General features: G+C 63.4%; 26 protein-coding genes and 2 pseudogenes. 18 read left to right on the top strand and 10 right to left on the bottom strand.

From position 1 onward, the window contains the following. Window positions 1-93 precede the first annotated feature (93 nt). Both ABD243_RS06135 and ABD243_RS06140 read left to right on the top strand, forming a co-directional pair. Entirely contained in the window at window positions 94-1,107 is a 1,014-nt protein-coding gene (locus tag ABD243_RS06135) for a DUF4192 domain-containing protein (RefSeq protein WP_344363286.1), read from the top strand. A gap of 207 nt (window positions 1,108-1,314) precedes the next feature. Then, entirely contained in the window at window positions 1,315-1,467 is a 153-nt protein-coding gene (locus ABD243_RS06140; protein WP_344363289.1) for a hypothetical protein, read from the top strand. 85 nt (window positions 1,468-1,552) lie between these two features. On the opposite strand, the gene ABD243_RS06145 is transcribed toward ABD243_RS06140, so the two are convergent. Next, on the bottom strand, window positions 1,553-1,789 hold the full coding sequence (locus ABD243_RS06145) for a hypothetical protein (protein WP_344363291.1): 237 nt from the start codon (window positions 1,787-1,789) through the stop codon (window positions 1,553-1,555). 463 nt (window positions 1,790-2,252) lie between these two features. Between ABD243_RS06145 and ABD243_RS06150 the strand changes: the two genes are divergently transcribed. From ABD243_RS06150 to ABD243_RS06175, 6 genes are all read left to right on the top strand, one after another. Next, window positions 2,253-3,593: a ParB/RepB/Spo0J family partition protein gene (locus tag ABD243_RS06150; RefSeq protein ID WP_344363293.1), complete on the top strand. Its 1,341-nt coding sequence runs from the start codon at window positions 2,253-2,255 to the stop codon at window positions 3,591-3,593. Between the two features lie 669 nt (window positions 3,594-4,262). Then, complete coding sequence (locus tag ABD243_RS06155; protein WP_344363295.1) at window positions 4,263-4,538, top strand: glutaredoxin family protein; 276 nt, start codon at window positions 4,263-4,265, stop codon at window positions 4,536-4,538. Then, entirely contained in the window at window positions 4,535-5,110 is a 576-nt protein-coding gene (gene ssb / locus ABD243_RS06160; RefSeq protein ID WP_344363296.1) for a single-stranded DNA-binding protein, read from the top strand. The genes ABD243_RS06155 and ssb overlap by 4 nt, the downstream gene beginning before the upstream one ends. Window positions 5,111-5,227: 117 nt before the next feature. Beyond that, window positions 5,228-5,485 (top strand): ParB family protein, encoded by a 258-nt coding sequence (locus ABD243_RS06165; RefSeq protein WP_344363299.1) that lies wholly within the window; start codon window positions 5,228-5,230, stop codon window positions 5,483-5,485. Further along, window positions 5,485-5,775: a helix-turn-helix domain-containing protein gene (locus ABD243_RS06170; RefSeq protein ID WP_425547136.1), complete on the top strand. Its 291-nt coding sequence runs from the start codon at window positions 5,485-5,487 to the stop codon at window positions 5,773-5,775. Before ABD243_RS06165 ends, ABD243_RS06170 begins: the two co-directional genes overlap by 1 nt. Before the next feature lie 45 nt (window positions 5,776-5,820). Further along, entirely contained in the window at window positions 5,821-6,525 is a 705-nt protein-coding gene (locus ABD243_RS06175; protein ID WP_344363302.1) for an SOS response-associated peptidase, read from the top strand. Between the two features lie 286 nt (window positions 6,526-6,811). On the opposite strand, the gene ABD243_RS06180 is transcribed toward ABD243_RS06175, so the two are convergent. Continuing rightward, a complete protein-coding gene (locus tag ABD243_RS06180; protein ID WP_344363305.1) occupies window positions 6,812-7,102 on the bottom strand; it encodes a hypothetical protein in 291 nt (96 codons plus the stop codon). Between the two features lie 210 nt (window positions 7,103-7,312). Between ABD243_RS06180 and mobC the strand changes: the two genes are divergently transcribed. From mobC to ABD243_RS06195, 3 genes are read left to right on the top strand one after another with little or no spacing between them, the layout of a single operon-like run. Further along, complete coding sequence (gene mobC / locus ABD243_RS06185; protein WP_344363308.1) at window positions 7,313-7,702, top strand: plasmid mobilization relaxosome protein MobC; 390 nt, start codon at window positions 7,313-7,315, stop codon at window positions 7,700-7,702. 3 nt (window positions 7,703-7,705) lie between these two features. Continuing rightward, window positions 7,706-9,337: a relaxase/mobilization nuclease domain-containing protein gene (locus ABD243_RS06190; RefSeq protein ID WP_344363310.1), complete on the top strand. Its 1,632-nt coding sequence runs from the start codon at window positions 7,706-7,708 to the stop codon at window positions 9,335-9,337. 29 nt (window positions 9,338-9,366) lie between these two features. Next, window positions 9,367-10,599: a hypothetical protein gene (locus ABD243_RS06195; RefSeq protein WP_344363313.1), complete on the top strand. Its 1,233-nt coding sequence runs from the start codon at window positions 9,367-9,369 to the stop codon at window positions 10,597-10,599. A 108-nt stretch (window positions 10,600-10,707) separates the two neighbouring features. Here the strand turns inward: ABD243_RS06195 and ABD243_RS06200 are convergent, their stop codons facing one another. After that, window positions 10,708-11,190, bottom strand: coding sequence for a hypothetical protein (locus ABD243_RS06200; protein ID WP_344363316.1), 483 nt, complete (start codon window positions 11,188-11,190; stop codon window positions 10,708-10,710). A gap of 554 nt (window positions 11,191-11,744) precedes the next feature. Here ABD243_RS06200 and ABD243_RS06205 point away from each other — a divergent pair. Next, window positions 11,745-12,014, top strand: a complete 270-nt coding sequence (locus ABD243_RS06205) for a hypothetical protein (RefSeq protein WP_344363319.1) — start codon at window positions 11,745-11,747, stop codon at window positions 12,012-12,014. 86 nt (window positions 12,015-12,100) lie between these two features. Further along, complete coding sequence (locus ABD243_RS20925) at window positions 12,101-12,310, top strand: integrase core domain-containing protein (protein ID WP_425547138.1); 210 nt, start codon at window positions 12,101-12,103, stop codon at window positions 12,308-12,310. Window positions 12,311-12,384: 74 nt separating this feature from the next. On the opposite strand, the gene ABD243_RS06210 is transcribed toward ABD243_RS20925, so the two are convergent. The 5 genes from ABD243_RS06210 to ABD243_RS06230 form a co-directional block, all read right to left on the bottom strand. Next, a complete protein-coding gene (locus ABD243_RS06210) occupies window positions 12,385-12,963 on the bottom strand; it encodes a hypothetical protein (RefSeq protein WP_344363321.1) in 579 nt (192 codons plus the stop codon). Then, entirely contained in the window at window positions 12,963-13,604 is a 642-nt protein-coding gene (locus ABD243_RS06215; protein WP_344363324.1) for an RNA polymerase sigma factor, read from the bottom strand. Before ABD243_RS06215 ends, ABD243_RS06210 begins: the two co-directional genes overlap by 1 nt. A gap of 50 nt (window positions 13,605-13,654) precedes the next feature. After that, complete coding sequence (locus tag ABD243_RS06220; protein ID WP_344363326.1) at window positions 13,655-16,711, bottom strand: CHAT domain-containing protein; 3,057 nt, start codon at window positions 16,709-16,711, stop codon at window positions 13,655-13,657. 488 nt (window positions 16,712-17,199) lie between these two features. Next, window positions 17,200-17,427 carry a hypothetical protein gene (locus ABD243_RS06225; protein ID WP_344363329.1) on the bottom strand — a complete coding sequence of 76 codons (228 nt, stop codon included), beginning with the start codon at window positions 17,425-17,427 and terminating at the stop codon, window positions 17,200-17,202. Between the two features lie 73 nt (window positions 17,428-17,500). After that, a complete protein-coding gene (locus ABD243_RS06230; protein ID WP_344363332.1) occupies window positions 17,501-17,893 on the bottom strand; it encodes a hypothetical protein in 393 nt (130 codons plus the stop codon). A gap of 252 nt (window positions 17,894-18,145) precedes the next feature. Here ABD243_RS06230 and ABD243_RS06235 point away from each other — a divergent pair. After that, window positions 18,146-18,339 (top strand): annotated as a pseudogene (locus ABD243_RS06235) (IclR family transcriptional regulator); the annotation flags it as partial. Further along, window positions 18,339-18,501, top strand: a pseudogene (locus ABD243_RS20930) (NAD-dependent succinate-semialdehyde dehydrogenase); the annotation flags it as partial. The pseudogenes ABD243_RS06235 and ABD243_RS20930, both read left to right, overlap by 1 nt. 808 nt (window positions 18,502-19,309) lie before the next feature. On the opposite strand, the gene ABD243_RS06240 reads toward ABD243_RS20930, so the two are convergent. After that, a complete protein-coding gene (locus tag ABD243_RS06240; protein ID WP_344363335.1) occupies window positions 19,310-20,518 on the bottom strand; it encodes an alpha/beta fold hydrolase in 1,209 nt (402 codons plus the stop codon). A gap of 69 nt (window positions 20,519-20,587) precedes the next feature. After that, window positions 20,588-21,103: a VOC family protein gene (locus ABD243_RS06245; RefSeq protein ID WP_344363338.1), complete on the bottom strand. Its 516-nt coding sequence runs from the start codon at window positions 21,101-21,103 to the stop codon at window positions 20,588-20,590. A gap of 361 nt (window positions 21,104-21,464) precedes the next feature. Here ABD243_RS06245 and ABD243_RS06250 point away from each other — a divergent pair, with 361 nt between their 5' ends. Genes ABD243_RS06250 through ABD243_RS06260 form a run of 3 tightly spaced genes read left to right on the top strand, consistent with a single transcriptional unit; the run spans window position 21,465 to window position 25,037 of the window. Continuing rightward, window positions 21,465-22,451: a sugar ABC transporter substrate-binding protein gene (locus ABD243_RS06250; protein WP_344363341.1), complete on the top strand. Its 987-nt coding sequence runs from the start codon at window positions 21,465-21,467 to the stop codon at window positions 22,449-22,451. Window positions 22,452-22,476: 25 nt separating this feature from the next. After that, window positions 22,477-23,997 carry a sugar ABC transporter ATP-binding protein gene (locus ABD243_RS06255; protein WP_344363344.1) on the top strand — a complete coding sequence of 507 codons (1,521 nt, stop codon included), beginning with the start codon at window positions 22,477-22,479 and terminating at the stop codon, window positions 23,995-23,997. Between the two features lie 23 nt (window positions 23,998-24,020). Continuing rightward, on the top strand, window positions 24,021-25,037 hold the full coding sequence (locus ABD243_RS06260) for an ABC transporter permease (protein ID WP_344363346.1): 1,017 nt from the start codon (window positions 24,021-24,023) through the stop codon (window positions 25,035-25,037). Window positions 25,038-25,111 lie beyond the last annotated feature (74 nt).

The raw sequence follows: 25,111 nt of genomic DNA on the forward strand, positions 1-25,111 counted from the left end.
CCAGCAGCCAAAAAACAACGGGGGGAGAAGGGGACGCTGGCCGGTCACCGACCGCTCCCCGCCCACCACATCCTCGGAAAAGGACACACAACCATGAACGACTTCATCAAGTTCACCGCCGCGGCCGACATCCTCGCGTTCATCCCGCACACGCTCGGAGAGTCCCCGAAGGAATCTTTCGTCGCGTTGACCATGCAGGGAAACCGGCTCGGTGCCACACTCCGCATGGACGCCCCGTTCGGCGCCGATCCGGTGGACTACGCCCAGACGCTGGTCAGCTACCTTACCGCCGACGAGGCCGCCACCGGCAGCATTCTCGTGATCTACACCGACGAAAACAGCTCCGAGAACTCACGCCCGTACTCCGAGCACGTCGCCGCGCTCCGTACAGAACTCGACATCGCAGGGATGCCGCTGCGGGACGCGTGGATGGTCACCTCCGAAGCCTGGATGAACTATCTCTGCACGGACCCGGGCTGCTGCGCCGAGGAGCCGCTGGACGCGATCACCACCAGCACCGGAAACGCCGCCATGATCTACGCCGGAAGCAACATCACCGGATTCACCGAACCGGCACCGTTCGCAGGGGACGCGGGAACCCGCGAAGCGATCGCGGCCCACCGCCCCGATGGCTGGGCAGAAGGGCTGGAGAACAGCCGGTCCCAATGGGCCCGGATTCTGGAGAACCCCGGCACCCTGAACGGTCCGATCGCGCAGGAACTGGCAGGAGCATTCCAGCACCCCACCACCCGGGACTACCTGATGACCGACGTCATCACCAGCGCACCGGATCAGTTCACGTCCGTCATGCTCGGAGTGTTCCCCACCCGCCCCGACTGGGCACGCGTGGACACCGCCCAGGAAGTCGCCTTCGAACTGATGAAGGCAACTCCCGAAGGACAGCGAGCCCCGATGCTGTGCCTGATCGGCTGGCTGGAATGGCTCAAAGGCAAGTCCAGCTTCGCCGCCCGATACTTCAAGCTGGCACTGGAGGACACCGCCGATTACCGGCTCGCCGAACTGCTGACCGAACTCGTGAACCGTGGGCTGGTCGCTGACTGCGCACGGAACCCGGAAAAGTCCTACGCACGCCGCATGAACCCCTAACCGGACGGACTGAGGCCGGACCCCAGCCAAAGGGTCCGGCCTTACCCGTCGGGATCCTCCCCAAACGGGCGGCGGCCTCCCCCGCTGGCGCTCCGCCGGCCGCCGGTAACGCTGGCGCGGGCGCAGCCCCAACATCGGTGAACGCGCAGGAACTCCCGCTAGTGTGAATGGACCCCGCCGTCCGACACCAGGCAAGGAACCCAAGCTGTGGCCGATGAGATTCGCATGACCGAGGAAGACACCGTCGCCCCTGGCGCCAGCCAGCTCGAAGACGTGCTGGAGCTGAGCCGGCTGACAGCGGGACCGCGCACAGGCCCGGTAGACTATCCCGTGGAAGACCACCGGCTCGGCGAGCCGTAACCCCTGCAGCATTGAGGCTGCACCCCAGATTTCCTTTTTCCGAGGGAAACAGAAAGAGCCGGCACTTTGTGCCGGCTCTTTCGCCTTAACGCCCCCGGGAGCGCCGCATCCAAAAGACCGTGGCCATCGCCCCGTTCAGCCCGGCGATAAACACATCACCGCCAGCGGCCCTGCCGACGGCCAGGTCAACGCCGATCAGCATCAGCGAACACGCGGCGACGGCGGAAAAGACAACGGCCAGCACCAGAAGGACTCTCCGGGTGAGCACCGCGGCTCGGGCCTGCGCCCGTGCGGCAGCAGGTGCCGGCTCCGCGTCACTCATTTCCTCAACCCCCGGGCCCGTTTCGACGTTCCGTTTGTCCCCATCCGACGAGCCTACGGGAACGTCGGCGAAGGGCATGCTCGCAGGGCTCGCACCCGTTTGGGCGTCCGCTGGCGCGGCCGGCTGTGGGGTCCAGGGCGGCCGTCGCAGGGCTCCGGACACCCTGGCCCTTTCTGTCTACGACGTTTTTTGGCTGCTGTCCTTCGGATTGTACGTGTCCGCTCCGGCCCGTCTAGCCCCTCCTCCGTCGGGGCCGGCGGGCCCCGGAATCGGCTCCGGCGCTCCTGCGTCGCTGATTTCCTCCGCAGATTCCACGGCCCTTGCCCTCTGGGTAGACAGGCCTCCGTCGGCCACAGCTCCGCAAGCTTCGCCAGCAGCCAAAAAACAACGGGGGGAGAAGGGGAAGCTGGCCGGTCACCAACCGCTCCCCGCCCACCACATCCTCGGAAAAGGACACACAACCATGAACACCACACCCACGCTGGAAATGATCGACCCGACCACCCTGACGGTCGACATCAACGTCCGCAAAGACGCCGCACTCTCGGCCAGTTTCGTAGCCAGCATCAAGGAACTCGGAGTCCTCGAACCCGTCATCGCGCACCGCAAGGACGACGGCACGGTGCACGTGCTGATGGGTCAGCGCCGCACGCTCGGAGCCGTGGAAGCCGGACGCGACTTGATCCCCGTCATGATCGTGGCCAGCCCGGACGAAGCCGACCGGCTCATCACTCAGGTCGTGGAGAACATCCAGCGGACAGAACTGACCGAAGCGGACGAGGCCGAGGCCTACCACCAGCTCTCCCTGATCGGCGTTTCGGCCGCCGCCATCGCCAAGAAGACCGGACGGACCAAGACCACCGTCGAAAGCGCCCTGAAAGCCAAAGGCAGCACCACCGGGACCCAGGCACTGCACAACGGCTACACCGTCGAACAGGCCCTCATCCTCGCCGAATTCGAATCCGACGAGGACGCGACGGCCGAGCTCGAATCCGTCATCAAGGACGAACCCGAATATCTGGATCACATGACCCAGAAGCTCCGGGACGAACGCGACTCACGCGAACAGCTGGCCGCGCTGAAAGCCGCGCTCGAGGCTGAGGGAAAGACCGTGGTGGAGGACGCCGGTCACTACGGCGACCACGACACCCTGCGGGTGGACGCATTGAAGCGGGCCAACGGGGAACCGGCCACGGAGGAGGACGCCAACGCCGTCCTGATCAACACCGACTACCGGCGCCAGCACACCGCCATCCCGGTCGTCACCGGCTGGAAGGACCTCGGTTTCATCCCGAAGTACGAACGCTACGACGGCGGCACCGGGGCGCAGAAAGGCCCGATGACCGAGGAACAGAAAGCCGAGCGGAAGACCCTGATCGCCAACAACCGCGAGATGGAGACCGCGACCAAGGTCCGCCGTGAATTCGTGAGGACCCTGCTCTCCCGCAAGGCCGCACCGAAGGGCTGGCAGTACTTCACCGTCCACGCCATCACCCACGATCCCGAAACCGCCAGCGGCTACGACGGCAAGATCGCCGCCGACATGATCGGAGCCAAGACCAGCCAAGAGGAGAAGTGGGGATGGAACCCCCTGCGGGACCACACCGCCGCCACCACGGCCCGGCCCGAGTTCTCCCTGATCGCACTGGTGTGCGCAGGGTATGAAAAGACCGTCCAGAAAGACTCGTGGCGGAGCGCCGAACGACGCCACTTCCACTACCTGAACCAGCTCATCTCTTGGGGCTACACGGCCAGCGCCGTCGAGCAGATCATCATCGACAAGCACCCGACCGACATCGAGTAATGTAAAAGTGAGTCCGGGCGGCTGAACCCCCAATGCAGCCGCCCGGCCACTCGCCACATGCGGGACGAGAACCCCGAAAATTCGGGGGCGGTCCGCCGTATGTGGTAGCACCCGCTTCGGTCAGCGGCGGACCGCCCGTTCCCGCGCCCAGCCAGGACCCAGACCCGGGTGCCGCGCCTCCGCAGCGGATAAGCGGCCTACGGGATCACCGGAAGATTTCCTTGTTGCAGACGGTCGCCGGGTCGGTGCCTTCCACCGGCCATCTTCGTAGTAATTCTCAACGTCACCCTGGGCCGTCATACGGCCTTTCTGTCACAGACTGTTTACCCCCGCAACGTTGCGCACCCCGCACACCACCCTCTCGCGACCGGGCGCGCGTCCGCTCAGGCACCAAAGATTGGCCGTGGACGACAAGGGCGGGAGCCTGCCCGGGACTAGCACCACCTCCCGGCATGAGCGGTGCGGCTATTCCTGCGGCCCAAATCAGAAGACCCGGGACGGAGGGCTGCAGCCGCCGAAACTGGCAGACCAACCCCTGTTACAGCTTTCAAAAACCCCTAGAATTCAATGTATTTTACCTATTCATTCAGTTGAATGATTGGTAGAATTGAGACAGCAGTACAGAGCAGACGAACCTAACTAAAAGTGATACGAAACCGAGGACTGACCATGACTGTCACCATCTATACCAAGCCCGTCGGATGCTTCGGCTGCACGAAGACCAAGCAGAAGTTCACCGACGCCGGCATCGCCTTCACCGAGGTCGACGTGACCACCAACCAGGCCGCCTTCGAGTACATCACCGAGGAGCTCGGCTACTCCCAGGTGCCCGTCGTGGTCTACGACAAGGAGAACAGCGAGGACCACTGGTCCGGCCTGAACCCGGCCAAGATCGCCCGGGTCATCGAGATCGAAGCCGCCGTGCGGCAAGGCGCCCTCGCATGAGTCGCGGAGATAGCATCACCGTTATCGGCAACCTCACCGCCGACCCTGAGCTGCGGTCCACGGGATCAGGGATGGCCGTCGCGAACTTCACCATCGCCTCCACGCCCAGGACCCTCGACGCCGGCACCGGCAGTTGGGTCGACGGTGACACCCTCTTCCTGCCCGCGACGGCATGGCGCGGCATTGCCGAACACGCCGTTGCGTCCCTGGCAAAGGGCATGCGCGTGATCGCCACCGGCGCCCTGAAGCACCGGTCCTACACGACGAAGACGGGGGAGTGGCGCACCGTCGTCGAGCTCCAGGTCGAGGACATTGGCCCGTCCCTGCGCCACACCAGCGCGGAGGTCACGCGTACCGGTCCCGGCCCGGAGAAGGACGAGGAGCACCCGCCGGACAGATTCAGCCTGTCTCCCCGGGACTACGGGGACGACGATGCGTGGTTCGGTCTCGCAGCCAATCCCACCGGCAACATCGACGTCCCGGCCCCCGAGACCGAGCCCGGCCCACTAGATGGCGCGCATCCCGGCTTTCGGAGAAGCGGTTCAGCTGGCCCGGCGTCATGCTGGCACTAGAAGGTGTGTCCCTGCTCGTCTTCTGGCCGGCCGGCTCGTTCTGATTGACGGGCTCTGAGGAGCCACGCCGGAAGCAAGTATTCATGGGCCGGCACTGCGTGAGGGAAGATCAACGGGATGAAGAAGATCGCGGCATTCACGCCGTATTTCACAGAGGATGAGGCCGGGCAGGTCCGTGCGGCGTTTCTGGCCGCCGGCCACCTGGAAGGGGACGCGTCTGTGTCGGACTTCATTGTGCGGGCCACGATGCGTGAAGTGAAGCGGTTGCAGCGCCGTCACAACCAGGGCCGGGCATGGGCGCCTGTTCCGGCCGGTGGGCTGCGCCGCGGACAGCGCACCAAAGATGAACTGCAGCACCGGAACGGGGGAACCTGATGATGGCAAGACGGACCGAGGACACCGACGCGCCGCCGACGCCGGCGGCTGGTCTGGTGCTGCCCAGAATGCTGACCCTGGATCAGGTGAAGGAGGTCCTGAACGTCAACACGCCGTTGGTGTATGCGCTGGTGCGAAGCGGGGAACTGCGGGCCGCGCAGTTCGGCGGCCGGAACGTCTGGCGCGTCCGGGAAGATGACCTGCTGGCTTATATCGAGGCCGCGTACGAGAAGACCGCGCACCGGATCGCGGCCGGGCAGATCCCCGAGGAAACCATCACCGAGGACTGACCCACCTGGGGTTCCCTGGACCCGGTGCTGGGGCAGAATGAAAGCATGTGCGGCAGATACGTGATGTCAAAGGCGACCGGTGATCTCCTGGCCCATTTCGAGGCGAAGGAGATCGAGGGCAGCCCGCCTCCGCCGTCCTGGAACGTAGCGCCCACCCAGGACGTCCCGATCATCACCGAGAAGCTGGATGAGGACACCGTGGAGCGCCGGCTGCTGATCGCCCGCTGGGGCCTCGTCCCGTCGTGGGCGAAGGAGGTGAAGATCGGTTCGAAGCTGATCAACGCCCGTAGCGAATCGATCCTGGACAAGCCGGCCTTCCGCAAGGCTGCGATCAAGCGTCGCGCCCTGATCCCGGCCGAGGGATATTACGAGTGGCAGAAAACCGAGGATGGGAAGAAGATCCCTCATTACCTCCACTCCGGGAAGGACGAGCTGCTGGCCTTCGCCGGGCTGTACGAGTTCTGGCCGGACCCGTCACTGCCCGTAGATGATCCGCGCCGGTGGCTGCTCAGTTGCACCGTGCTGACCACCACGGCCCACGATTCCCTCGGCCACGTCCACGACCGGGCCCCGGTCATTGTCCCGCCGGAGATGTTCCATGACTGGCTCAACCCCGGCACCACCGACAAGACCGAGGTGCAGAAGATCCTGGACGCCATTCCCGAACCGGTCCTGACCACGACCGTTGTCACGGACCGGGTGAACAGTGTCCGCAATAACGGCCCCGAACTCATCGAGCCAGCCACCTGACCCATGGAACAACCTGCCGGCCTGCGGATCCAATCCAACCCTCTTGCGGCGCCGGTGCCGGAGCCGCAGCGGCGCCGGGCCGTAGACCGGGTAAACGGACGACGGCCGCCACCTAAAGGGTGACGGCCGTTCCTGCGGTTTGGTGCACCCGCTTGCGGGTGCTTCTTTGGGGTCCTTGGCTGAAGAAAGCCGGCCCACACCTCGGGTGCGCCGGGCGCAGCCGGCATGGTCCATGGGGAAGGACCCGGCAGCCCGCTAGGGCTGTGTGGTTGCGGTGGTCAGCACATCACCGTGCGGGGGCAGCGGAGGCCTGTCCGGCGGTCTCCGCGGATGAGGCTTTCCGCCGGCGGGCGACGGCGCCGGGTTCGAGCCCTAGCTTCTTCAGTTCCTCGGTGCTCCATCCGTCTTTGGTGGCCCGGACGTAGGCGCGTTTGTCCTCGCGTTCAGCTTCGGTGAGTTGTTCCTTGAGGTCCGCGACCCGTTGCCGGGTCTTGACCAGTGTGGTGACGGAGTCGATGCGCGAGTCGAGCAGCGCGCGGGCCTGGTTACGTGTCTGTTCAATGTCGAGGTTCGCCATGCCATCCACCCTAACCCGCAGCCCGCCACCGTCCGTGGAAGCCACGGCGACCGAAGACCGATCCGCAACATCGGCGGAGCAAGCTATACACTTACACATGTGTAAGTGGCTTGGCGCGTTCGACACTGGCGGTCGTGTGCGGCACACTGGTCAGTGTGGTCCCCGGGTTCGGGGTCGCTGCGCTGGGCTTCTGAGGGGATGGGGGAACGAGTGACCGATGAGAAAGCTGCTCGTTCCAGGCTCACCCGGCGTCGCCGTGAAAATTCGCCGGCGGGGACCAAGAAGCACCGCGACCTGTGGGTCACCGCGGAGGAGGAAGCCGCGCTGGTCACGAGGGCTGAACGGGAGAAGGTGACCGTTCCGAACCTGCTGATTTCCTCGGCGCTGTCGGAGCAGTCTGATTCGCCGACGGAACGCCGCGCTATTGCTGCGGAGCTGATGTCCCTGCACAATCTGCTGGCCCGGTCCTCGAACAACATCAACCAGCTCGCACGGCAGGCGAACGCGACGAGCGAGTTCCCCGTCGAGGCGCGCGAGGCGCTGAAGCACCTGCGTTCCGTGGCCATGCGCATTGATGACGCCATTGACGGGCTGATGTAGCCGATGATTCCGAACATCACCCGCGGCTCGCGCATGGCCGGGCTCATGGTTTACCTGGCCTCGACCGACTCGAACAAGACGAAGAACTCCCACACCGACCCGCACCTGGTGGCCGGGGATGCGGCGATCATGGCGTGGTACGACGACGGCGTCCTGGACCACGACGATGCCCTGGCGATCGCCCAGCACCTGGACCGGCCACGCAAGGTGTTTGGTGTCTCGGTGCAGATCAAGGACATGCAGTGGGACGCGGCGAAGAAGGAACGCGTTCACGTCGGCTACAAGGACGCCAGCGTCTGGCACTGTTCCCTGAGTCTGCACGCCGAAGAGGGCGCGCTGACGGATCAGCAGTGGGGCGATATCGCCAACGACTTCGTGGACTCGATGGGCTTCACCGAGACCAGCGGTAAGGCCCGGTGCCGGTGGGCGGCGGTGAACCACGGCACGTCCGAGAACGGCAACCACCACATCCACATTGCCGTTTCCCTGGTCCGCGAGGACGGGACTAAAGCCTCCACCCACGGCGACTACAAAAAGGCGCAGCAAACCTGCCGCGAGCTCGAGGTAAAGTACGGGCTGGAACAGCTCTCCACGGTGCACGCCACCCGTGGATATGACCGGGCCGAGAAGGCCAGCGCGGTCCGGGACGACCGCGAAATGCACCGGTCATCCCTGGCACGGAAAGTGCGCGCCAGCGCCAGCGCCTCAGCAACAGAGGCGGAGTTCGTCCGCCGTGCCCGCGACACCGGCCTACTGGTTCGGCCGCGCTACGCGAAGAACACCACCGACGTTATCGTCGGGTACTCGGTAGCCGAACGCCCCGCTCGGGGAGAACGGCCGATCTGGTTCGGCGGCGGGACCCTCGCCTCCGACCTGAAACTCGGTGCCCTCCGTGAAGAATGGCCCGACACCCCGCAGCAGGCAACGGAAGCCGCAGCCGAATGGAACGCAGCGGCCCGGAACAAGCGCACGGTCTCCAGGACCGGCCCCGAGCACGCAACGCCGCCGGCGGAAGCGTGGGTGGAATACACCCGCAACGCGGCCGCCCTGGCGGACCAGCTGCGCACCATTCCCCGTGATGATCACGCGACCTGGGCGAAGGCCGCCCGGGACGTCTCCGGGGCGTTCGCGGCATGGTCCTACCGGCTCGAACCGACGCCCGGTCCGCTGGCTGCCACCGCCGCCGAACTGTCCCGCACCGCCCAGCTGCGCGCACCACGACAGCACGGCAAACCCGTCCCTCTCCCGTCCATTGCCGGAACGGCCATGTTGTTCATGGCCGCGTCGAGCAGGAACAAGACGGCCGCACAAACCGCCCTCATGGTGCAGCTGATCAACACCGCCTTCGCCGTGTATGAAATGCACGCCCAGTCCGGGCGGACCCGTGAAGCGCAGCGCATCCGGTCCGTGGTCGAGCACCAGCTTGCCCCGTTCACCGCGACCATGCCCAAGCCGGTTTTGGTGGGTGCCGGGCAGCAGCCGGCCCCCGCGGTCGGAGTACCGCCGAGGGCGATCGATATCGCCCGGCGCGGCATGGTGCCTATCCGTCCCGGATCAGCACTGCCAATGTCTCCGACACCGGCGAAGAGCACCCAGCCGGCTCGACGCGACTCCGGACCGGACCTCGACCGATAACGACCGCCACCAACTGCAAGGGGAACAGCATGAGTGAATCAGACGGAATGGAAGACGTCCTGGACGGCGGGCTGCGGCAGGCGCTGATGATCGCCTCACGCATTGCCGAGACACTGGCACGCCGACGCCAAGAGAGCCAGCGGCAACAGGAACGCCAGGACACCCAGGCAGCGCACGAAGCCCAGGCACGCCTCGCGGCAGAACGCAGCGCGGCGCACGCGGCGCTGGCACCGGCCGAAAAGGACCAGTGGTGGGACAAAGCCCAGCCCCATGACATCGCCACAGCACATGCTGTTGCCGAGGGCTGGAAGGACCACGACCCGTGCGCCCTCGCAGCGTCGGAGACGATCCGTAGGCAAGTCCTCGCCCGCTACGGCATCGACACCCACGACGTCGGCGCAGACGCCGCCTACCTGGAATCAGGGATCCAGGCCATCACCACCGAGAAGGCCCGGCAGGATGAGCTGGCGCGCAGCCAGGAAGAGAACCGCAAAGCGGCCGTCGAACATGAGAAGGCCATGGGCCTGCTCGCAGCAGCCCGCGCCGAAGAACTCCGCGCCCAGGCCGCGACACTGGCCCCGGAAATGGCACGCCACAACGTGCCCGCGGAGTACCTGGCCAACCCTGAAATGGCCAAGGCATTGCAGACCGCCCACAACGCGAAGACCCCTAAGGCACTGGAGGCAGCGGACGCCATCGTGAAGGAACGCCTGTTCCTCATCGACAAGGACGGCATCACCGGCCCCGACATAGACCAGCTGCGGAAGGAAACCACCGCGAACATCAACGGCGCCGGCGACGCACACTTCCAGGACCCCGCATTCGTCAAAGCCGCCATAGAAATGCACGAAGCCAAACTCCTGGCCGAGGCCGGTGTCAAGAGCGATCAGTGGGAGTACCTAGACCAGCGGTACGAACAAGCTGAGAAGGAACTCTTCGCCCGCATGGAAGGCGTCGGCCGCGAGATCGAGAACCGCGTCACAGGCAACGACAGCAGTCGGCTCAAAGACCAGGTCCTCAAAGCCGAGAACACCTCGGCCGCCGACTACGGCTCGGCCGAACACCACGAGAAATTCGCGGAGTCCCTGGCCAACACCGGCGCGAATGAGACCCAAATACGCGGACGCCTCGCCGCCGCCCGCAGCGAAGGCACACACCCCAGCGCCGCAGTGACCATGGACAAGGGCGCCGCCAAGGCCAGAAAGTCCCGCAACGGGGCAGCCGTGGGCTCCGAAAGGGCCAAAGGTGGCCCCGGCCGATAACCCGTACCGTTCAAAAGGGAGAGTCAGGTCATGAGGTGAGAAAGCGCTTCCACACAAAAGCTGGGCCGGGCAGAATGCCCGGCCCAGCTTTGGAGTTGTAGAGAAGCGCTATCGGCAAAGCCTGTTGGTCCCTGAAGACCATGTTGTCCTGTATCGGTAAATCCTCGTTCCGTTCGAGCTGAATCCTACGGGTCCAATGTTGACCCCGGCCCCGTATCCCCCGGCGACGTCGTTGTAGCTGTCGACTGTTGTCCGGTAGTCTCCACAGCCGCTGGCGAGCTCACCTCGAATACTGTTCCAGCCGTTGTTGTTGACCCAGTTTCCGCCACGGTATGACCATCCCCACAACTCGCGCTTCTCAATCTTCATATAGCTCCAGCACCCGTAAGTGCCAGAGCAATCGCGGCTGAGGTTTGCCCAGCCTTCCGCGGTCGTGGAGTTGATCTTATTCGGCGCGTAGACCGAGTAGGTGAAGGCCGCAGCCTCAGCGGGGGCGGCGGCAATCGCGCCTCCGGTAGCGATCAGTGCGGTCAGGCTCAAGATCGTGCCGATTCCCTTCGTGAGCCTCGAAAGGCGAAATGCGTGGAACATTTTACTCTCCTTGGTTTGCAGCTGTTCCGGTGGATACCGGCTTACTCAACAAGACGACGTGCACTGGCCAAGGTTGGAGGATCCGCTGAACTCAATCTGAATGTTCCGGGTTGAGGCCCGCGTCGGTGACGGCGCGCGGAGCGGTCGCGAGATGCGAAGGGCGAGGGCAGTCAAGCCGCACGTGCTTGGAACGAACTCGAGGCCAAGACGGAACGCGACCGTCGTTTGGCAAAACGGGAATGGAACCGGAGCCACAAGGCGCACAGGCCTAAGCAGTGGCGTGCGGGCAGACTCCGATCTGGAGCTGCGGTCCTAAAGGCCGGCCCACCCGTAGGGCCAGTACCGGGTGCTCCAGCGGTGACGCAGGTCCGCAAGGAGATTCCCATCTCCTTGGCCACATGGCAGACATCGTTGCCGAGGTTGTGACCAAAAGCCTGGAGCACCGGGAGGGGCCCATCGGATCTGGCGTTGCGCTGCAGTGTTAGCGCCCGGACTGTCTCCCGGATTCTGGCCCGCCGCCGCGGCATGCCACGGCTGTGGGGGACCTTGACCCCGTGACGGAGATTCTGATCCGGTCTTCCCGGGCCACCGACCGCCGCTATGAACGCGATGCCCCGGGGGACATGATCCACATCAACGTCAAGAAACTCGGGCGGATCCCCGGCGGACCAGAAGCTAGGTTTCGACTACGTCCACGTGCCGCCATCGATGACCACACCGGGTTGGCCTACGCCGAGGTCTTTCCCGATGAGAAAGGCACAGCCTGCGCCGGATTCCTCACCAGGGCTGCGGCCGCCATGGCAGCCAGAGTGGCGCCGGTCTAACGCGTGATGACTGGCAACGCCTTCGCCTACCAGCTCTCCCGGGATTTCCAGGACGCAGTGCTGCACTGGGCGGGAAACACATCCTGATCAAACCCCGCTATCCCTGGCAGAACGGTAAAGCAGAACGCTTCAACCCCACCCTGCAGGAAGGGTGGGCCTACCGGCAGCCCTTCACCTGGAACCAGACACGTATCGACGCCCTGCAACCATGGCTAAACTTCTACAACAACCACCGGCCACACGGCAGCCTTGGAGGCAAGCCACCCGTCAGCAGGTGCAACCAACCTAGTGGCTGAGTACACCTAAGTCTTAGTGTGAGGAGTTCCCTAGCGGATAGGAGACCGCGACCTGTAGAGAGAACAAATCGGCGTTATCGGCATAGTTCGAATCGCAGGCTGGCGCCGGGGGAGGGTTCGATCGCCAGCCCCGAGAAGCGCGCCAGACCGCGAGAGGAGACACGGGCGGTGTGGACTATGCCGTTGGGCTCGATGAGCGCGATGGTAAGCGGACGTGCAGTCAAACCGGTTGCGGTAATCTTCATTGCCAAGTCGCAGATGCGGCCGTGCTCGTCGAGGTCGCACTCGAACTGCACGACCTCATTGTAGCCATCTGCGAGGAGCTCGGGCACTGGGACCTTGACGGTCTTAGCGACCGACCCGACATCACGCGCAAGCGCTAACGCGGAGGCGGACGCATCGATGCGCCAGTTTTCCAGATCGACCAAGAAGGCGGCCACGCGGGCATCAGAGTTGCCTTGACGGGGGACGATGCCCAGACGCGTAAACACGGTGGCCTGCGCCTCGGCCAGCTCGTCCGCGTCGACCTCGTCGAGGTTCCCGACCAGGTCAGCGCCGTCTTCCGCTTCCTCCAACTCGATCTCGGCCTCGAGCAGACGACGCCACAGGTCGATGGCTTCCGGGCCTTTCCCGAATACTTCGTTAGTGCTCATTACCGCTCCTCCTTCCAGTCTGCGAGGCAGATGGCTAGTTTCTTCTTTGTCTCATGTACGCGACTCTTAACGGTCTTCGTGGTTAGTCCTAACCGCTCCGCAATCTCAGCGTGGCTCACCCGGCTGAAATCTCCCGAATCGATGTCGAGGGCGAGCTCCGCGACCGCTCGGTGCGCCGGTGGTAGGGCCTCGATCGCTGCAAGGATCCGGCGACGCAGCTCCTCGATCTGCGCGAGGTCGGGTGGGGTTGGACTTGGATCTTCGACCTGGATCTCATCGTCTAGGCCCAGCACCACGGCTCCGCCGCCACGCTTCGCCGCTAATTCCTGCTTCCAGTTATCGATGATCACGCTAAGCACGATTCGGGCGAAATATGCTCCCGGGTTATCGCGTGCGGGCGCTCGGCGTCGAGCCACAGCGGCGAGACGTGCGAATGCCTCCTGCACGGCGTCCTCCCTGTCTTCCCTCTTCCTGAGCTTTCTGGCTGAGACCGCGTACCCGACCCGCATCAGGTGCTCCAGCGTGGTGCCGGTAAAGACCTCGATTGCTGCACGCGGATCGGACTCGTAAGGAGAGATTATGTCAATGTCATCGAGGTCGTAGTCGTCATCGCCCTCAGCGGCGAGAGTGTGGGTCGTCATGTCACGTCCTTCCATGCCGGGCACCGGCCATACGCGAAACGCTACAACTATTAAGACGAAGTTGGGACGTCGGGGTTGGAATCAGTCTCGCGCCGATGGCGGGGGTGCCCTCCAAGTGTGGGGAATCGGTGACCCCGCCCGAAGTGCGCGTAGGGCGCCCAGATGTGCGGGGGCAGTCCACCCGCGATCGAGGCCAGTATCGTCTCGCAGTACGCGGCCAGCGAATCGGCTCGGTTTGCGTTCCTATAGAACAGCCGGGAAAAGGCATGAGCCTGTTCGGGCGGTATATACCCGGTGGCAGCAATCAGGGACGCCGCTCCCCGGAGACGGACGGCGAGCGGGAAGCCGTTGAGGTCCCCGCTCCGGGGGTGGATACGGCCGAGACCGCACACATTGAGGAAGACGAACTCGGCCTGGGGCCCGTGGATGATCCAGTCCGCGGCAGTCACAGCGATGCTCCGGGAGAGAGCAAGTTGCGAATTGAAGGACTGCGGCCACGCAAGGGAACGGCCGTGTCCCGAGACGTGTAGCCCCCCAAGCTTGCGACCGCTAAGCAGCCTCTCACGTCCGGCTTCGGCATTCTCCGGCCACTCCACACTGAGTTGCTGTCGTCGCAGGGCGCGCGTGACTTCCCGCGACTCGCGCTCCGCGTGCGCCGATACGTCCCACCCGCACACCAGCCAGGGAGCCCCTTCCCCGACCACCTCCTGGGAGCCGATGTGAGGTTCTTCGGGGAAGTAGGCAACCGCCTTGCGCTCGATAAGGTAACCTTCCGGCCCCCGCGCGGCGTGAACCGGCAACGACGACATCACACCTTGCGGAACGAACAGCAGTACTCGGGCATCAGCGACGATCGGCAAGATCGGCTCTACAACAGCCTTGTGCAGTTCTTCCAAGGCGCCCGCCGTTTCGTCGATCCGTGAGGGGCGCAGCTCAAACCAGATGTCTTCGGACAAATCCAGAATCTCGGCGGAACCTTTCTGGAGCGCCACCGCCTGATGGCGCTCCCCGGCATCACCGACGCGGGTGATGAGCGCCCACGATTCGCTGATGCCTGGAATTAACCGGATGAGGGCCTCGTCCTGCCGCGGCCGGACCACTCGGGGCCTGGGCACTAAATTGTCCTCGACCGAGGCCGGCGGCGGCGTGAGTATGCGATCACGAATCCGGGTGAAGAGCTCCGCCTGGTCCTCGGCTCTCCGGAAGTAAAACGAGGACTCCATAAACTGCAGTTCCATCGCATACTCGGGCCGAAGCGCTACGGCGAACTGCACCCATCCAGCAGTTGCGTCGAACAGTCGAGCCGCTTCGCTAACGAATCCCGCCTCTATCAGTGATGCGATGAGCCTTTGGCTCCGATGGCCGGTCCAAGAAGCGGTGTCTATCAGGTCGCTGCCGCCCGTGGTTAATAGAGCAGTGTCCTCAATTGCGGTGATCAGAGCCTCCACCTGCTCCGCGACCATGGAAGTCTCCTGTAACCGGAACGCATGCCCAACAGCGTCGAACAACGCCCGCAAAATCATGTTGGGACGCCTTTGGTCCCTTGCATGCTCAGCGCTGATCCGGGCGTGCATGAGCTTGACCCGCGGATCGGTACGCGGTGATCGAGCAACCGCCAAATGGATCTCGGGCAGCAGCTGGGGTGTGAAGACGCCGGCCAACTCGGCGGCAGACAGCAGCATCCACAGTTGCGCCCCCGCAACATCGTCCGGACCGGAGGGCGTCGGCTTGTCCAAGAACGGGCGTCTGGGCACAGCCCAACCATCGATGGCCTCCACCGCCGCGCAGATGCCGGGGACGTCCCTCCGAGTATGCTGCGAGGAGATGGACCGACCGGTGTTCAACAGCGCAACGATGAGTGCTCCCGGTATTCCCCGTGCAAACGTATTAACCAAAACACTGACAGGGTCCGTCGCGGCGGTTGCAGCAGAGCTTAGGGCGTCGTCGGAAGCTAGAGGCAGTGAATACTGGGATGACGATGTTTCTGCGCCGAGGTCCATCTCGATGAGAGTGTCGTGTCTTCCATCCGCTGATGCAGGATTTGCACTTACCGTCTTGGGCCTCTGCTGCAATTCGGCCGACTTGGCGTACCATTCTCTGGACATTGAAGCCCAGAATGCTCCAGAGGTGCGGAGCTTCTCACTGTGGAGAGATTGCCCCAAGCGTCTCGCCGCAGCGGCTGAGCGCCTAAACATCCGTGAGCGCGCGTTGGCGGTGCCGCCCGAGAAGCGGTGGGAAATGCGGAGCACATGCTCCATCTGCCGCTGCCGCTCGACAAGGTCCGGGTGTCTATGCGCCACCGTAATAGCTTGCTCCCACTTCTTTAAATCGTCCGTCTCCACCCGCTGAAGCCGATTGAGTGCGTGCCGGCTCAGTTCCCAGTCTCCAAGGCTGCCGCTGGCGTCGGCGAGATGATCCAGGACTTTGGCTACCACAGCTGCACCCGGTAGAGCCGGCAACGTTGGGACTTCGACGGAAAGCGCAGGCATCGTCGGTGTGAGCTCCCGATATCGCTCGAACCCGTCAAGCAGGGCATCGCGACGTTCGCGGAGTGCGTCCAAGTACGGCATCAGCTTCCAATGGCTCAGGCGCAGGAGCAGGTTGTTTCGCGCTAGGCCGATCTGAAGGTGTTCCACCGCGAGGAAGTCGCCTGCGCTCTTATGTTGGGAAATTACCTCAGATGCCTCGTCGAGTCGCTCGAGGGCGGCCGCGATCCTTTCGACCGCTTCGTCATCGCGCATGTGCGCGGCGATGTGTGCGCTTAGTGACGCCGTGTGTGCGATGGCCTTTGCGCTCTGCGCTCTTGAGGGAAGATTTCCGCGCCATTCCCATGCCATGGCCGCGAGCCTATAAGCCTGTAGATGGGCACTGACTTTGAATTCCTCTTCAGCAGCATTTGTGAAGATGTGGAACCATGCCGCTGACGACTTGGTGCGCTCGGCCACCGAGGGTGTCGTGTAGTACGAGTCGACCAGTGCTAGGTAGAGGGCGCGTGCCGCCCCGCCTCGATCTTTTCGGTGTCGGCCCAAGGAGTCCGCCATTTTACGAACCCGATCGAACTCCTTGAGGGTCAGACCCGGGTATTGCCGTGAGAGGGTGCTGATCACTAGCCAGCGCATTGACTCCGAGCGCATCGCGGAGAGGGGGTCGGTGGGTTGGGCACGCCATATCGCCTCAATTACTACCCAGAGCCAGTTCCCTGCCCGGGCGACCCCCAGCATGCGCTCGGGGCGCTGCGCTGAGGGTAGCCATTCCGAAAGGTAAGCGGCGGTGGCTCTGGGATCAAGCTCCGATAGTGCACGGCCTAGGGTCTGTGGGTCGGGTGCGTATTCCTCAACCCAACCGTGAAACGCCTTCAACGTGCGGGCAAGCTCGCCCGTACTTTCGCGGTTACGGTGCCTTTGACGCCGACGCGGACTCATTCCCCGATGCTATAGCCTGCCGCCAACAACCGTTCCCATGGCACGGTCACCGCTGCGCTCTGCCCGTTCTTCCATGGCCTCGGCGATGGCCACCGTCAGGGCGGTGGCCAGCGGCGCGGGTTGAACTGGCGACGGGGATCCGTGGCCATGGACGCTCCGCGGGCCGGGGCGACCTAGCGGAGCGTGTTCCTGCTTTGAGGCACTGGATCATCTTCTCGGCCCGTGCCGAAGATACCGCCGCGCTGCTTGTCGGCCAGCTTCAGCGTGGACTCCAGGCCCTTGTACTGCAGCTCGTAGTCCTGCTCTTTGAGGATTTCGATAGGTTCCTGGCTGAACTGAGGAGCGGCCATGGATGGTGCGGAGTTGCCATGAAGGTCATCCCCCAGCCGCTCCAGGCCCACGGTTCCTGACGAAAGCCGACACGCCAGACCCCGCCGGTGGCTCAGCCGCGGTCAGGTGCGCAGAGACCACCGATCAGCCTGCGGCCGCGAACGCGCGGGCGGCGGCCAGCACTTGCGGGCCTGCGTCGTCCAGCTGGCCTTCGCGGAGCAGGCGTGCCGGCGGGACGTCGTCCAGCTGCGGGTTCATGCCCTGGAACCAGGCCTGCACCACGGCCCGGGAATCACGCTCCGCGAGCAGGGCAGCCACATGGTAGGCGGTCCTCAACCGCTGCATCACCTCGGCAGAGGGTTTCCGTTCCCCGTCCGCCCACAGCCGGACGGCCCGGGTTTCCTTCACGGACCCGATGTACGCGACGAGCTTTGCGCCGAGCAGGTCCCTCAGATCCCGGACCAGCACGTCCTCGGGCAGCCGGATGGAATCCTGGTGCGCCTTCAACCCGCCACGGGCGCCTGTCACTGCAGCCATAGTTCATGCTCCCACGAAAAGGCATGTTGGATCAAGGCCTGAATCACACCCCAAATGACACCCAATAAAGCCGATATCCGTGATTATGACAAGCTGTAATCTGCGTATCTCATCAGATGAATCAACCAGACCCTCTCCCGCGTTCATCCCGGGGCGCGTGTCCAGGGCGCCGGGTGACGCGAGACATTCTGCGGGAGATGTTCTGACGCCCCAAAGCCGGGAACATACGCTCCCTGTCCAGCCCGAACACCAGCCAGGACCTGCGGCATGAGCCTGCCGACCACGCTTCGGATCCTGCGGGTCCTCCTTCAGGACCTCGACATGGTCAGTCAGACGGACAAGTCTTACCGGATCGGGCAGGCTGTCCTATCCGCCGCCGCTGCTACCTCGAGGATGCCCCCTTGGTAGTGGCGGCCCGCCCGGTCCTTCAGCAGGTCTCCTCCCAGCCTTTGAACTCGGCGCCGAGCTTGCGGAGGACCTCGCACTCTGATGACCATGGAAATGGGCAAACTGCAGCCGAGGCCCGCGGCGAGGTCACGTACGGGGCGGTGTTACTGCGATGGTTCTCTGAAGACGCAGGGAAGTCCCGGCTGAGGGTGACCAAGAAGCGCCGCTGGGGCCGTGAGCGACGGTGCAGTCGTGATCTTGGGGGGTAACGGGGCACACGTAGACGGGCAAAGATATTTAGCAGCCGGGCTTCTGCTCGACGTGCGCAAAGGGGCCCGTATGAGAACCGCCAATAATCAAGGTCCGGGGTCTCAGATCATCCGCTTAGCAGGAATATGGACCATGCTTTGGTTCCAGACGCCGACAATTGGAACATATCAGCCTTCGGTCTGAGGTATCTGTCGGATGTTGTGTTCCTGGATGTCGATAATCTTGCGTTCGTCGGCGTCGGTTCGTATCCATAGGATGCCCAGGCCAGCGGCCGTTAGGTCGACTGTGCCCTGCCACGGTCGGCCGTTCTCGCCGTGGACTTCCACCCTGTCACCCGGAGCGAGGGAGTAGAGGACCTCGATTTTCGGTTGCGTTATTCCGCTGATTCGTTGAGGCAGGCGACCATCTAGCATGCGTTTGCTTCTCGAGTCTCGCCGTACGGGACGTCGGCGCTCAACGCGACGATGAACTTCCCTGGTGAATGGCGTGTAACAAGAATTCCTTGACGAGCATCGTTGGACGTCGACTTCCGGGCTTCCCGGACAGCCCTCTCCAGTGCTCCATCGAGGTCCCGTCGATTGCTCACATGCACTACGACAGGAATCTGACCCTGCATGGCGTTCATCCAGGACTCCTCACTTAACTTGAAATCATTCCGTTCGCCGAGCGGTGTCTCTTCTTCGCCCGCGTCGCTGGAAGGGTCGAGATTTGGCAGGGCAACCTCAAGGTTGCGGCTGCCCTGCCAAGTCTCGGGGAGGTCTACTTGTAGTCGACCTTGTGAAGGAATTCCCGGACTGATTCGTTGAATTCGTAGGGGTTTTCGATCATCGGGTAGTGGCCGGTTCCGGCGAGGACCGTGATTTCGCTGCCGGGGACGCGGGACTGGGTTGCTTCAACCTGTTCCTGGGACACAAGCCAGTCGCCGTCGCCGCGCAGCAACAGGACCGGGGCCTGGATCTTGCTCATGTTGTCGCGCTGGTCGAAGTGGCCGTAGCCGATGAGGTCTCCGACCATGACTTCGGCGGGGTTGCGCTGGATCTGCCAGACGACGTCTCTGCGGCGGTCCTCTGGCGTGCGGTTGCCGGTGAGTGATTGGGACCAGCCGTCGACGATCTGGTGACCGTCGGTGCGCATCATTTCGAGGAAGAAGTCCGCAACGGTTGGCGTGTAGTCGGCACCTTCGGAGGATACAACGGCTGCGTACGCGTGGGGGCGGCGGGCTGCCAGTTCGAGTACCTGGTTGCCTGCGAAGGAACATCCGATGATGGCCGGCTTTTCGAGGCCCAAGGCTTCCATGAAGGCTTCGTTGAATTCGGCGTGCTGGGTGATGCTGGTGAATGGACCGTCCGCAGGGAGCTCCGATTTGCAGTGTCCGGGGGCGTCCAGGGCGATGACGCGATAGTGGTCCGAGAGACCCTCCAGGACGTGGCGGTACATCATGGCATCCTGGGAGGCCGCGTGCAGGCAGACGATGGCGGGGCCTTCGCCGGCCTCTTCATAGTAAGTCCGGATTCCGTTGACATTGATGTAGCGGCCGACGATTTCCTTGCCCGACGGCTGAGGCTCCGGTGACGGGGCGGGGGCGGCCGGCAGTTCGCGGTCGACCCGCTTCATTGCTTCGAGAGTTAGCCACATGGTCTTGGCGTTGCGCATCGCGGTGACGACGTCGCCGGTAACGGAGATTTCCCCAAGGCCCGGGGATGTTCCCTTGAACCAGTCGGTCTCGCCTGCAATGAGGCTTTCCCATTCCTTGCGTGGTGCACTCAGGATTACATCCGCTCCCCGGGCAGGTGCGCCGTGGGTTACGGACAGCACTTTGCCGTTGCGCACGTCCAGCGCCGCGGTGCCTGTTTCGTAGTCAAACTGGATCCGCGCATCGAACCATTTGGACACGGCCAGCCAGCGGTCGTCTCCATTGAGTTCTTTGCCCAGATGGTCCCACCATTCGGGTGTCAGTACTTCAGTCATTGTTTCCTCCTTGTGATGACCACATTGTCTTCGGGTCTGTCGACGGCCGTAGGCCTGATTGTTGGTGAATTAGAGTGCTTCGGACGGGCGTCGGCGCTTGGGCACTTCGATGGCCTCGAGGACGAGCCCCAGCGTCCCGGGTGTCTCGATGTAGGCGAATCCTCCGTCATAGTCGAGACCATAGCCCCTCCCCGACTGAATGATTTCAAATCCGTCTTCCTCGAGGCTCGTCATTGCGCTCTCCACGGAGGGCACAAAGAACCCCAGATGATGCATGCCATAGCCATGTTCTGCGATCCAGTCGTGGTAAATGCTGGGGCCTTCCAGCGGCTGGATCAGTTCAATTTGGGGCGACGTGCCGGCGATGGCCAGGCGCATCTTGAATTTTCCTGGCTGCCCGCGGTACATGGGGTCAGCAACGTTGTCCTGGCTGTACGTATATATCTTCCAGTCGCTCAGCCCCAGGGCGGTACTCCACATCTGGACCGACGCCTCCAAGTCTTCGACGAGCATGGCTACCTGGTCCGGCCCGCGGCTGCCGAGCGCCCTGGAAATGGCATTCGCAACGTCTTCGTTGACACGCATCATAGGTAGAACTCACCTCTCCAGCCCGAAGGCTGCCTTCACTCCGCATCTGCGCGGCCGAGTCGCCTGTGACTCAAACCACAGCTTATTGGATCCGACCGATACGCGCAACCCGCACGAATCCGTGTTTATGTCACAAATATCACTTGCATTGGATCCAATCCATGATGTAGCTTCAAGGAAGTGATGGAGATCACCGCAGTCGGTCGACACGCATTCGGGCTCGCGGCCAGTCGCGCAAGGAAGTGCGAACGGCTACAGCGGCCCTACGGCGTTTCACTGGCCCAGGCCAGCTGCATTGCCGTCCCAAGAGACCGGCCTACGCGCCAAGCGAATCAATGACGATCACATGGAGAATCAAATGAAAGTAAGTTCAACGCTTCGGGTTGTATCCGTCGCTGCCGCTGCCCTCCTGGGGCTAAGCGCCTGTTCCTCCGGCGGTGAAGCCGCCAGCAGTTCAGGCGCCAGCAGTTCAGGATCGGCCGGCAAAACGCACACACTGGGCCTTGTTCAGTTCAGTGGCGACGACGTCTTCTCGAACAGTGCCCTGGAGGGCGCCGCCAAGCTCGCCGAATCCCAGGGCTGGAAGACCATCACGGTGGATGCCAAAGGCTCGGTCGACGGGGCCAACTCCGCGATGACCAACCTTGTCACCAAGGGCGTCGATGCCATGATCGTCACCGTGTTTCCCTCGACCGCACTCGGGGCCGGGGTCGCTGCTGCAAAAGACGCGGGCGTTCCCGTCGCCAACTGGGGCGGCGGCCAGACAGACGGTGTGAAGTTCGATTCAGACACAGGGCTCGGCGACCCTTTGGCCAAGAAAGTGGTCGCGGACATGGGCGGCAAGGGCGATCTCCTGGCCCTGACCTATCCCCCGGGCCTTCCCTGCCAGAGCCGCGAGGCGTCCCTGGACGCGGCAGTCAAGGGCACCGACATCAAGGTGACCAAACAACAGATCACCATTCCCGGCGCCGTGAACTCCGCAAGCGACGCGACCATCGCCTGGGCGGCCGCCCACCCCAAGTCAGCCACCCCGCTGGCCGTCTGGGCCTGCTATGACGATCCCGCAACTGGGGTTGTTGCAGGCCTGAAACAGGTCGGACGGACGGATGTGAAGTCCTACGGACTGAACGGCACGAAGGAAGCCCTGGGCCTGGTCAAGTCCGGAGACCTGACGGCGACACTCTGGGTCAACGGCCCCAAACAAGGTGAGGACCTGTTCAAGCTGCTCAAGGAAGACGTGGATAACGGGCATACCAGCCAGCCGAAGGAAATCGGCGGAGAGACCGACGTCATTGACTCCGCCAAAGTATCGGCATTTCTTGACGCCCACCCGGAATTCAAGTAGTCCGCAGGACTGAGGAACAAAAGCCATGACTACGGATGCAATTAGCTCGTCGCCGCTCGTTCAGGTGCGGGGACTCCAAAAGAACTACGGCGCCATTCGGGCGTTACGCGGCGTCGACATCGATTTCAACCGTGGCGAAATCCATGGACTTGTCGGCGCCAACGGCGCCGGCAAGTCCACTCTCGTACGCAGCCTGGCCGGCTTGGAGCAACCTGACGCCGGCGAGATCATCATCCGTGGTGAACCCACCGTGATCCATGATCCCGGTGCAGCCACCGATCTGGGCTTCGCCTTCATTCATCAGGAATTGAATCTCGTTGCCTCTTTCACCGGGGCGCAGAACATCATGCTCGGCAGCCACACGGAGAGCCTTCTGCGACTTCATAAATTTTCAGGGGTACCGCGGAAAGTGAAGGAAGTTGCCGAACGGATCGGCATCGACTTCAGCCTTGATAAACCGGTCTCCACGCTGACAGTTCACCAGCAGTGGTTGGTCAGCATCGCCCGCGCCCTCGTCCATGACTGCCAACTGCTGGCAATGGACGAGCCCACCGCATCGCTCGGAGCGGAGGAAGCAGACAAACTCCTGAACGTTGCACGGGATCTTGCGGGCCACGGCGTAGCGGTCCTCTTCATCAGTCACCGCCTGGATGAGGTCACTGCTATTTGTGACAGGGTGACGGTCTTCCGTGATGGCGCCATTTCCTTGGCGATGACCCGCGAGGAGATCACCCGGCAGGCCATTGTGGAAGCCATCGTGGGCCACAACGTTGTCCCCGGCGAAAGAAAAAACACAGCCGTAGAACCGAAAACCTCCCCTGTAGTGCTCACAGCACGCAACATCAGCCGCGGAAGGAACCTGCGGGACGCCTCATTGGACCTGCACCGGGGCGAACTGCTGGGCATCGCGGGACTTGTCGGCTCCGGCCGGACCGAGCTCGCCCGGGTAATCTTCGGTGCCGATCGCGCCGAGGGCGGAGCGATGATGCTTCACGGCAGCGACTACGCTCCCCGGACCGTCAACGACGCCGTCGCCAAGTCCGTGGCCTATGTCCCGGAAGAGCGGAGAGCGGAGGCACTGTTCCTGAACATGTCGATTGAAAGCAACCTCCACATCACGACCTGGGACAAGAAGCGGATCGGCATTACTCCGTTGACTTCTGCCAAGAAATCCCGTTCCGCGGCGAAGGCCATCTGTGAGCGTCTCGGAGTCGTTCTGCGCAACGGCGGCACCAGCCAGCCGGTCGGCGCTCTGAGCGGCGGCAACCAGCAAAAGGTCGTCATCGGGCGGTGGATGGCCATCAATCCCGAGGTCCTCATCCTTGACGAGCCGACCCGCGGAGTGGACATCGGAGCCCGCTCCGACATCTACGCCCGCATCCGTGAAATCGCCAAGGAAGGCACCTCCGTCATCGTGATTTCTTCCGAGTTCGAAGAACTCCTTGAATGCGACCGCGTGATCGTCCTCTCCAGCGGAGCTACCGTCGCTGAGCTCACGGGTGAGCAAGTCACCGTGAACGAGATGCTCCGCCATTGCTACGCCTGACCAAATTAACTAGGAGAAATACCATGACTGACACTCAGTCAAAGACAGCACCCGCGGCAACGACGCCGCCGTCGGCGAGCTCCCAGCACCGTGCCTTGTCCTCAGTTGCCCGCTTTGGCACCCTCGCCGTGCTCGTTCTGATGATCATAGGCTTCGGCCTCGCCAGTCCTGACGCATTCATGTCCCAGCGCAACCTCATCAACGTCCTGAACCAGGGCGCTCTTTTGGCCATCATTGCCTCCGGCCTGACATTTGTTCTAGTGGTCGGTCAGTTCGACCTGAGCTTCGCCAACGTTGTCAGCCTCTCCGGGATTATCGGTGTGGGCCTCATGCAACGCAGCGGGTGGCCCATGATCGCCGCAATCGCAGCCACCTTGGTCATCGCATGCCTCGTTGGACTCTTCAACGGATTTCTTGTCTCGTACCTGCGGGTCAGCGCCATCGTGGCGACACTTGCCACCTCGACCATCGTGTTGGGCATCAATTTCTGGTACTCGAACGGCGTTCCGATCACCGTTCCCTCAGGGGCATTCACCGACATCGCCCGCGGCCGAATCATCGGCATCCCCACCCCGATCATCATCATGGCCGTCATTCTGGCTCTCCTGTGGGTAGTGCTAAACCGCACACTGCTCGGACATCACTCCCAGGCAGTGGGATCCAACCCCACAGCCTCACGCCTTGCCGGTGTGCGTGTGGGCCGGGTGACCGTTGTGGCTTTCGTGATCGGCAGCCTCTGCGCAGGCGTCGCCGGGTTGCTCCTGGCCGCCCGCATCGGCAGCGGCCAGGTAACCGCAGGTGACGGATTCCTCCTGAGCGCCTTCGCAGCGGTCTTCCTGGGCGCCTCAGTCCTCCGCGACGGAGAGTTCCACATCCTCGGAACTTTCGTGGGCGTCCTGATCGTGACGGTCATGAACAACGGACTCTCCATCCTGGGCGCTCCCTCGTTTGTGCAGTACATCTTCCAAGGAGTCATTCTCATCGCGGCGGTGGCCCTGAGTACCACCAGCCGCCGGATCCTTGGGATGCAGCGAAAATAGCGATAGCGGGATCCCGAACGCAGGGAAAGCCTCCGCTAACCGGGTCCTGTTGACAGGACCCGGTTAGCGGAGGC

The sequence above is a fragment of the Arthrobacter humicola genome (genome assembly GCF_039531445.1).
GTDB classification, from domain to species: domain Bacteria; phylum Actinomycetota; class Actinomycetes; order Actinomycetales; family Micrococcaceae; genus Arthrobacter; species Arthrobacter humicola.

Bases quoted from the DNA above. Each gene is read 5' to 3' on its own strand.
- ABD243_RS06230 (WP_344363332.1), bottom strand. From the start codon at position 17,893: ATGGCTGCAGTGACAGGCGCCCGTGGCGGGTTGAAGGCGCACCAGGAT.
- ABD243_RS06240 (WP_344363335.1), bottom strand. From the start codon at position 20,518: ATGACTGAAGTACTGACACCCGAATGGTGGGACCATCTGGGCAAAGAA.
- ABD243_RS06250 (WP_344363341.1), top strand. From the start codon at position 21,465: ATGAAAGTAAGTTCAACGCTTCGGGTTGTATCCGTCGCTGCCGCTGCC.
- ABD243_RS06155 (WP_344363295.1), top strand. From the start codon at position 4,263: ATGACTGTCACCATCTATACCAAGCCCGTCGGATGCTTCGGCTGCACG.
- ABD243_RS06150 (WP_344363293.1), top strand. From the start codon at position 2,253: ATGAACACCACACCCACGCTGGAAATGATCGACCCGACCACCCTGACG.
- ABD243_RS06260 (WP_344363346.1), top strand. From the start codon at position 24,021: ATGACTGACACTCAGTCAAAGACAGCACCCGCGGCAACGACGCCGCCG.
- ABD243_RS06180 (WP_344363305.1), bottom strand. From the start codon at position 7,102: ATGGCGAACCTCGACATTGAACAGACACGTAACCAGGCCCGCGCGCTG.
- ABD243_RS06245 (WP_344363338.1), bottom strand. From the start codon at position 21,103: ATGCGTGTCAACGAAGACGTTGCGAATGCCATTTCCAGGGCGCTCGGC.
- ABD243_RS06195 (WP_344363313.1), top strand. From the start codon at position 9,367: ATGAGTGAATCAGACGGAATGGAAGACGTCCTGGACGGCGGGCTGCGG.
- ABD243_RS06145 (WP_344363291.1), bottom strand. From the start codon at position 1,789: ATGAGTGACGCGGAGCCGGCACCTGCTGCCGCACGGGCGCAGGCCCGA.
- ABD243_RS06165 (WP_344363299.1), top strand. From the start codon at position 5,228: ATGAAGAAGATCGCGGCATTCACGCCGTATTTCACAGAGGATGAGGCC.
- ABD243_RS06170 (WP_425547136.1), top strand. From the start codon at position 5,485: ATGATGGCAAGACGGACCGAGGACACCGACGCGCCGCCGACGCCGGCG.
- ABD243_RS06255 (WP_344363344.1), top strand. From the start codon at position 22,477: ATGACTACGGATGCAATTAGCTCGTCGCCGCTCGTTCAGGTGCGGGGA.
- ABD243_RS06190 (WP_344363310.1), top strand. From the start codon at position 7,706: ATGATTCCGAACATCACCCGCGGCTCGCGCATGGCCGGGCTCATGGTT.
- ABD243_RS06135 (WP_344363286.1), top strand. From the start codon at position 94: ATGAACGACTTCATCAAGTTCACCGCCGCGGCCGACATCCTCGCGTTC.
- ABD243_RS06200 (WP_344363316.1), bottom strand. From the start codon at position 11,190: ATGTTCCACGCATTTCGCCTTTCGAGGCTCACGAAGGGAATCGGCACG.
- ssb (WP_344363296.1), top strand. From the start codon at position 4,535: ATGAGTCGCGGAGATAGCATCACCGTTATCGGCAACCTCACCGCCGAC.
- ABD243_RS06215 (WP_344363324.1), bottom strand. From the start codon at position 13,604: ATGACGACCCACACTCTCGCCGCTGAGGGCGATGACGACTACGACCTC.
- ABD243_RS06210 (WP_344363321.1), bottom strand. From the start codon at position 12,963: ATGAGCACTAACGAAGTATTCGGGAAAGGCCCGGAAGCCATCGACCTG.
- ABD243_RS06175 (WP_344363302.1), top strand. From the start codon at position 5,821: ATGTGCGGCAGATACGTGATGTCAAAGGCGACCGGTGATCTCCTGGCC.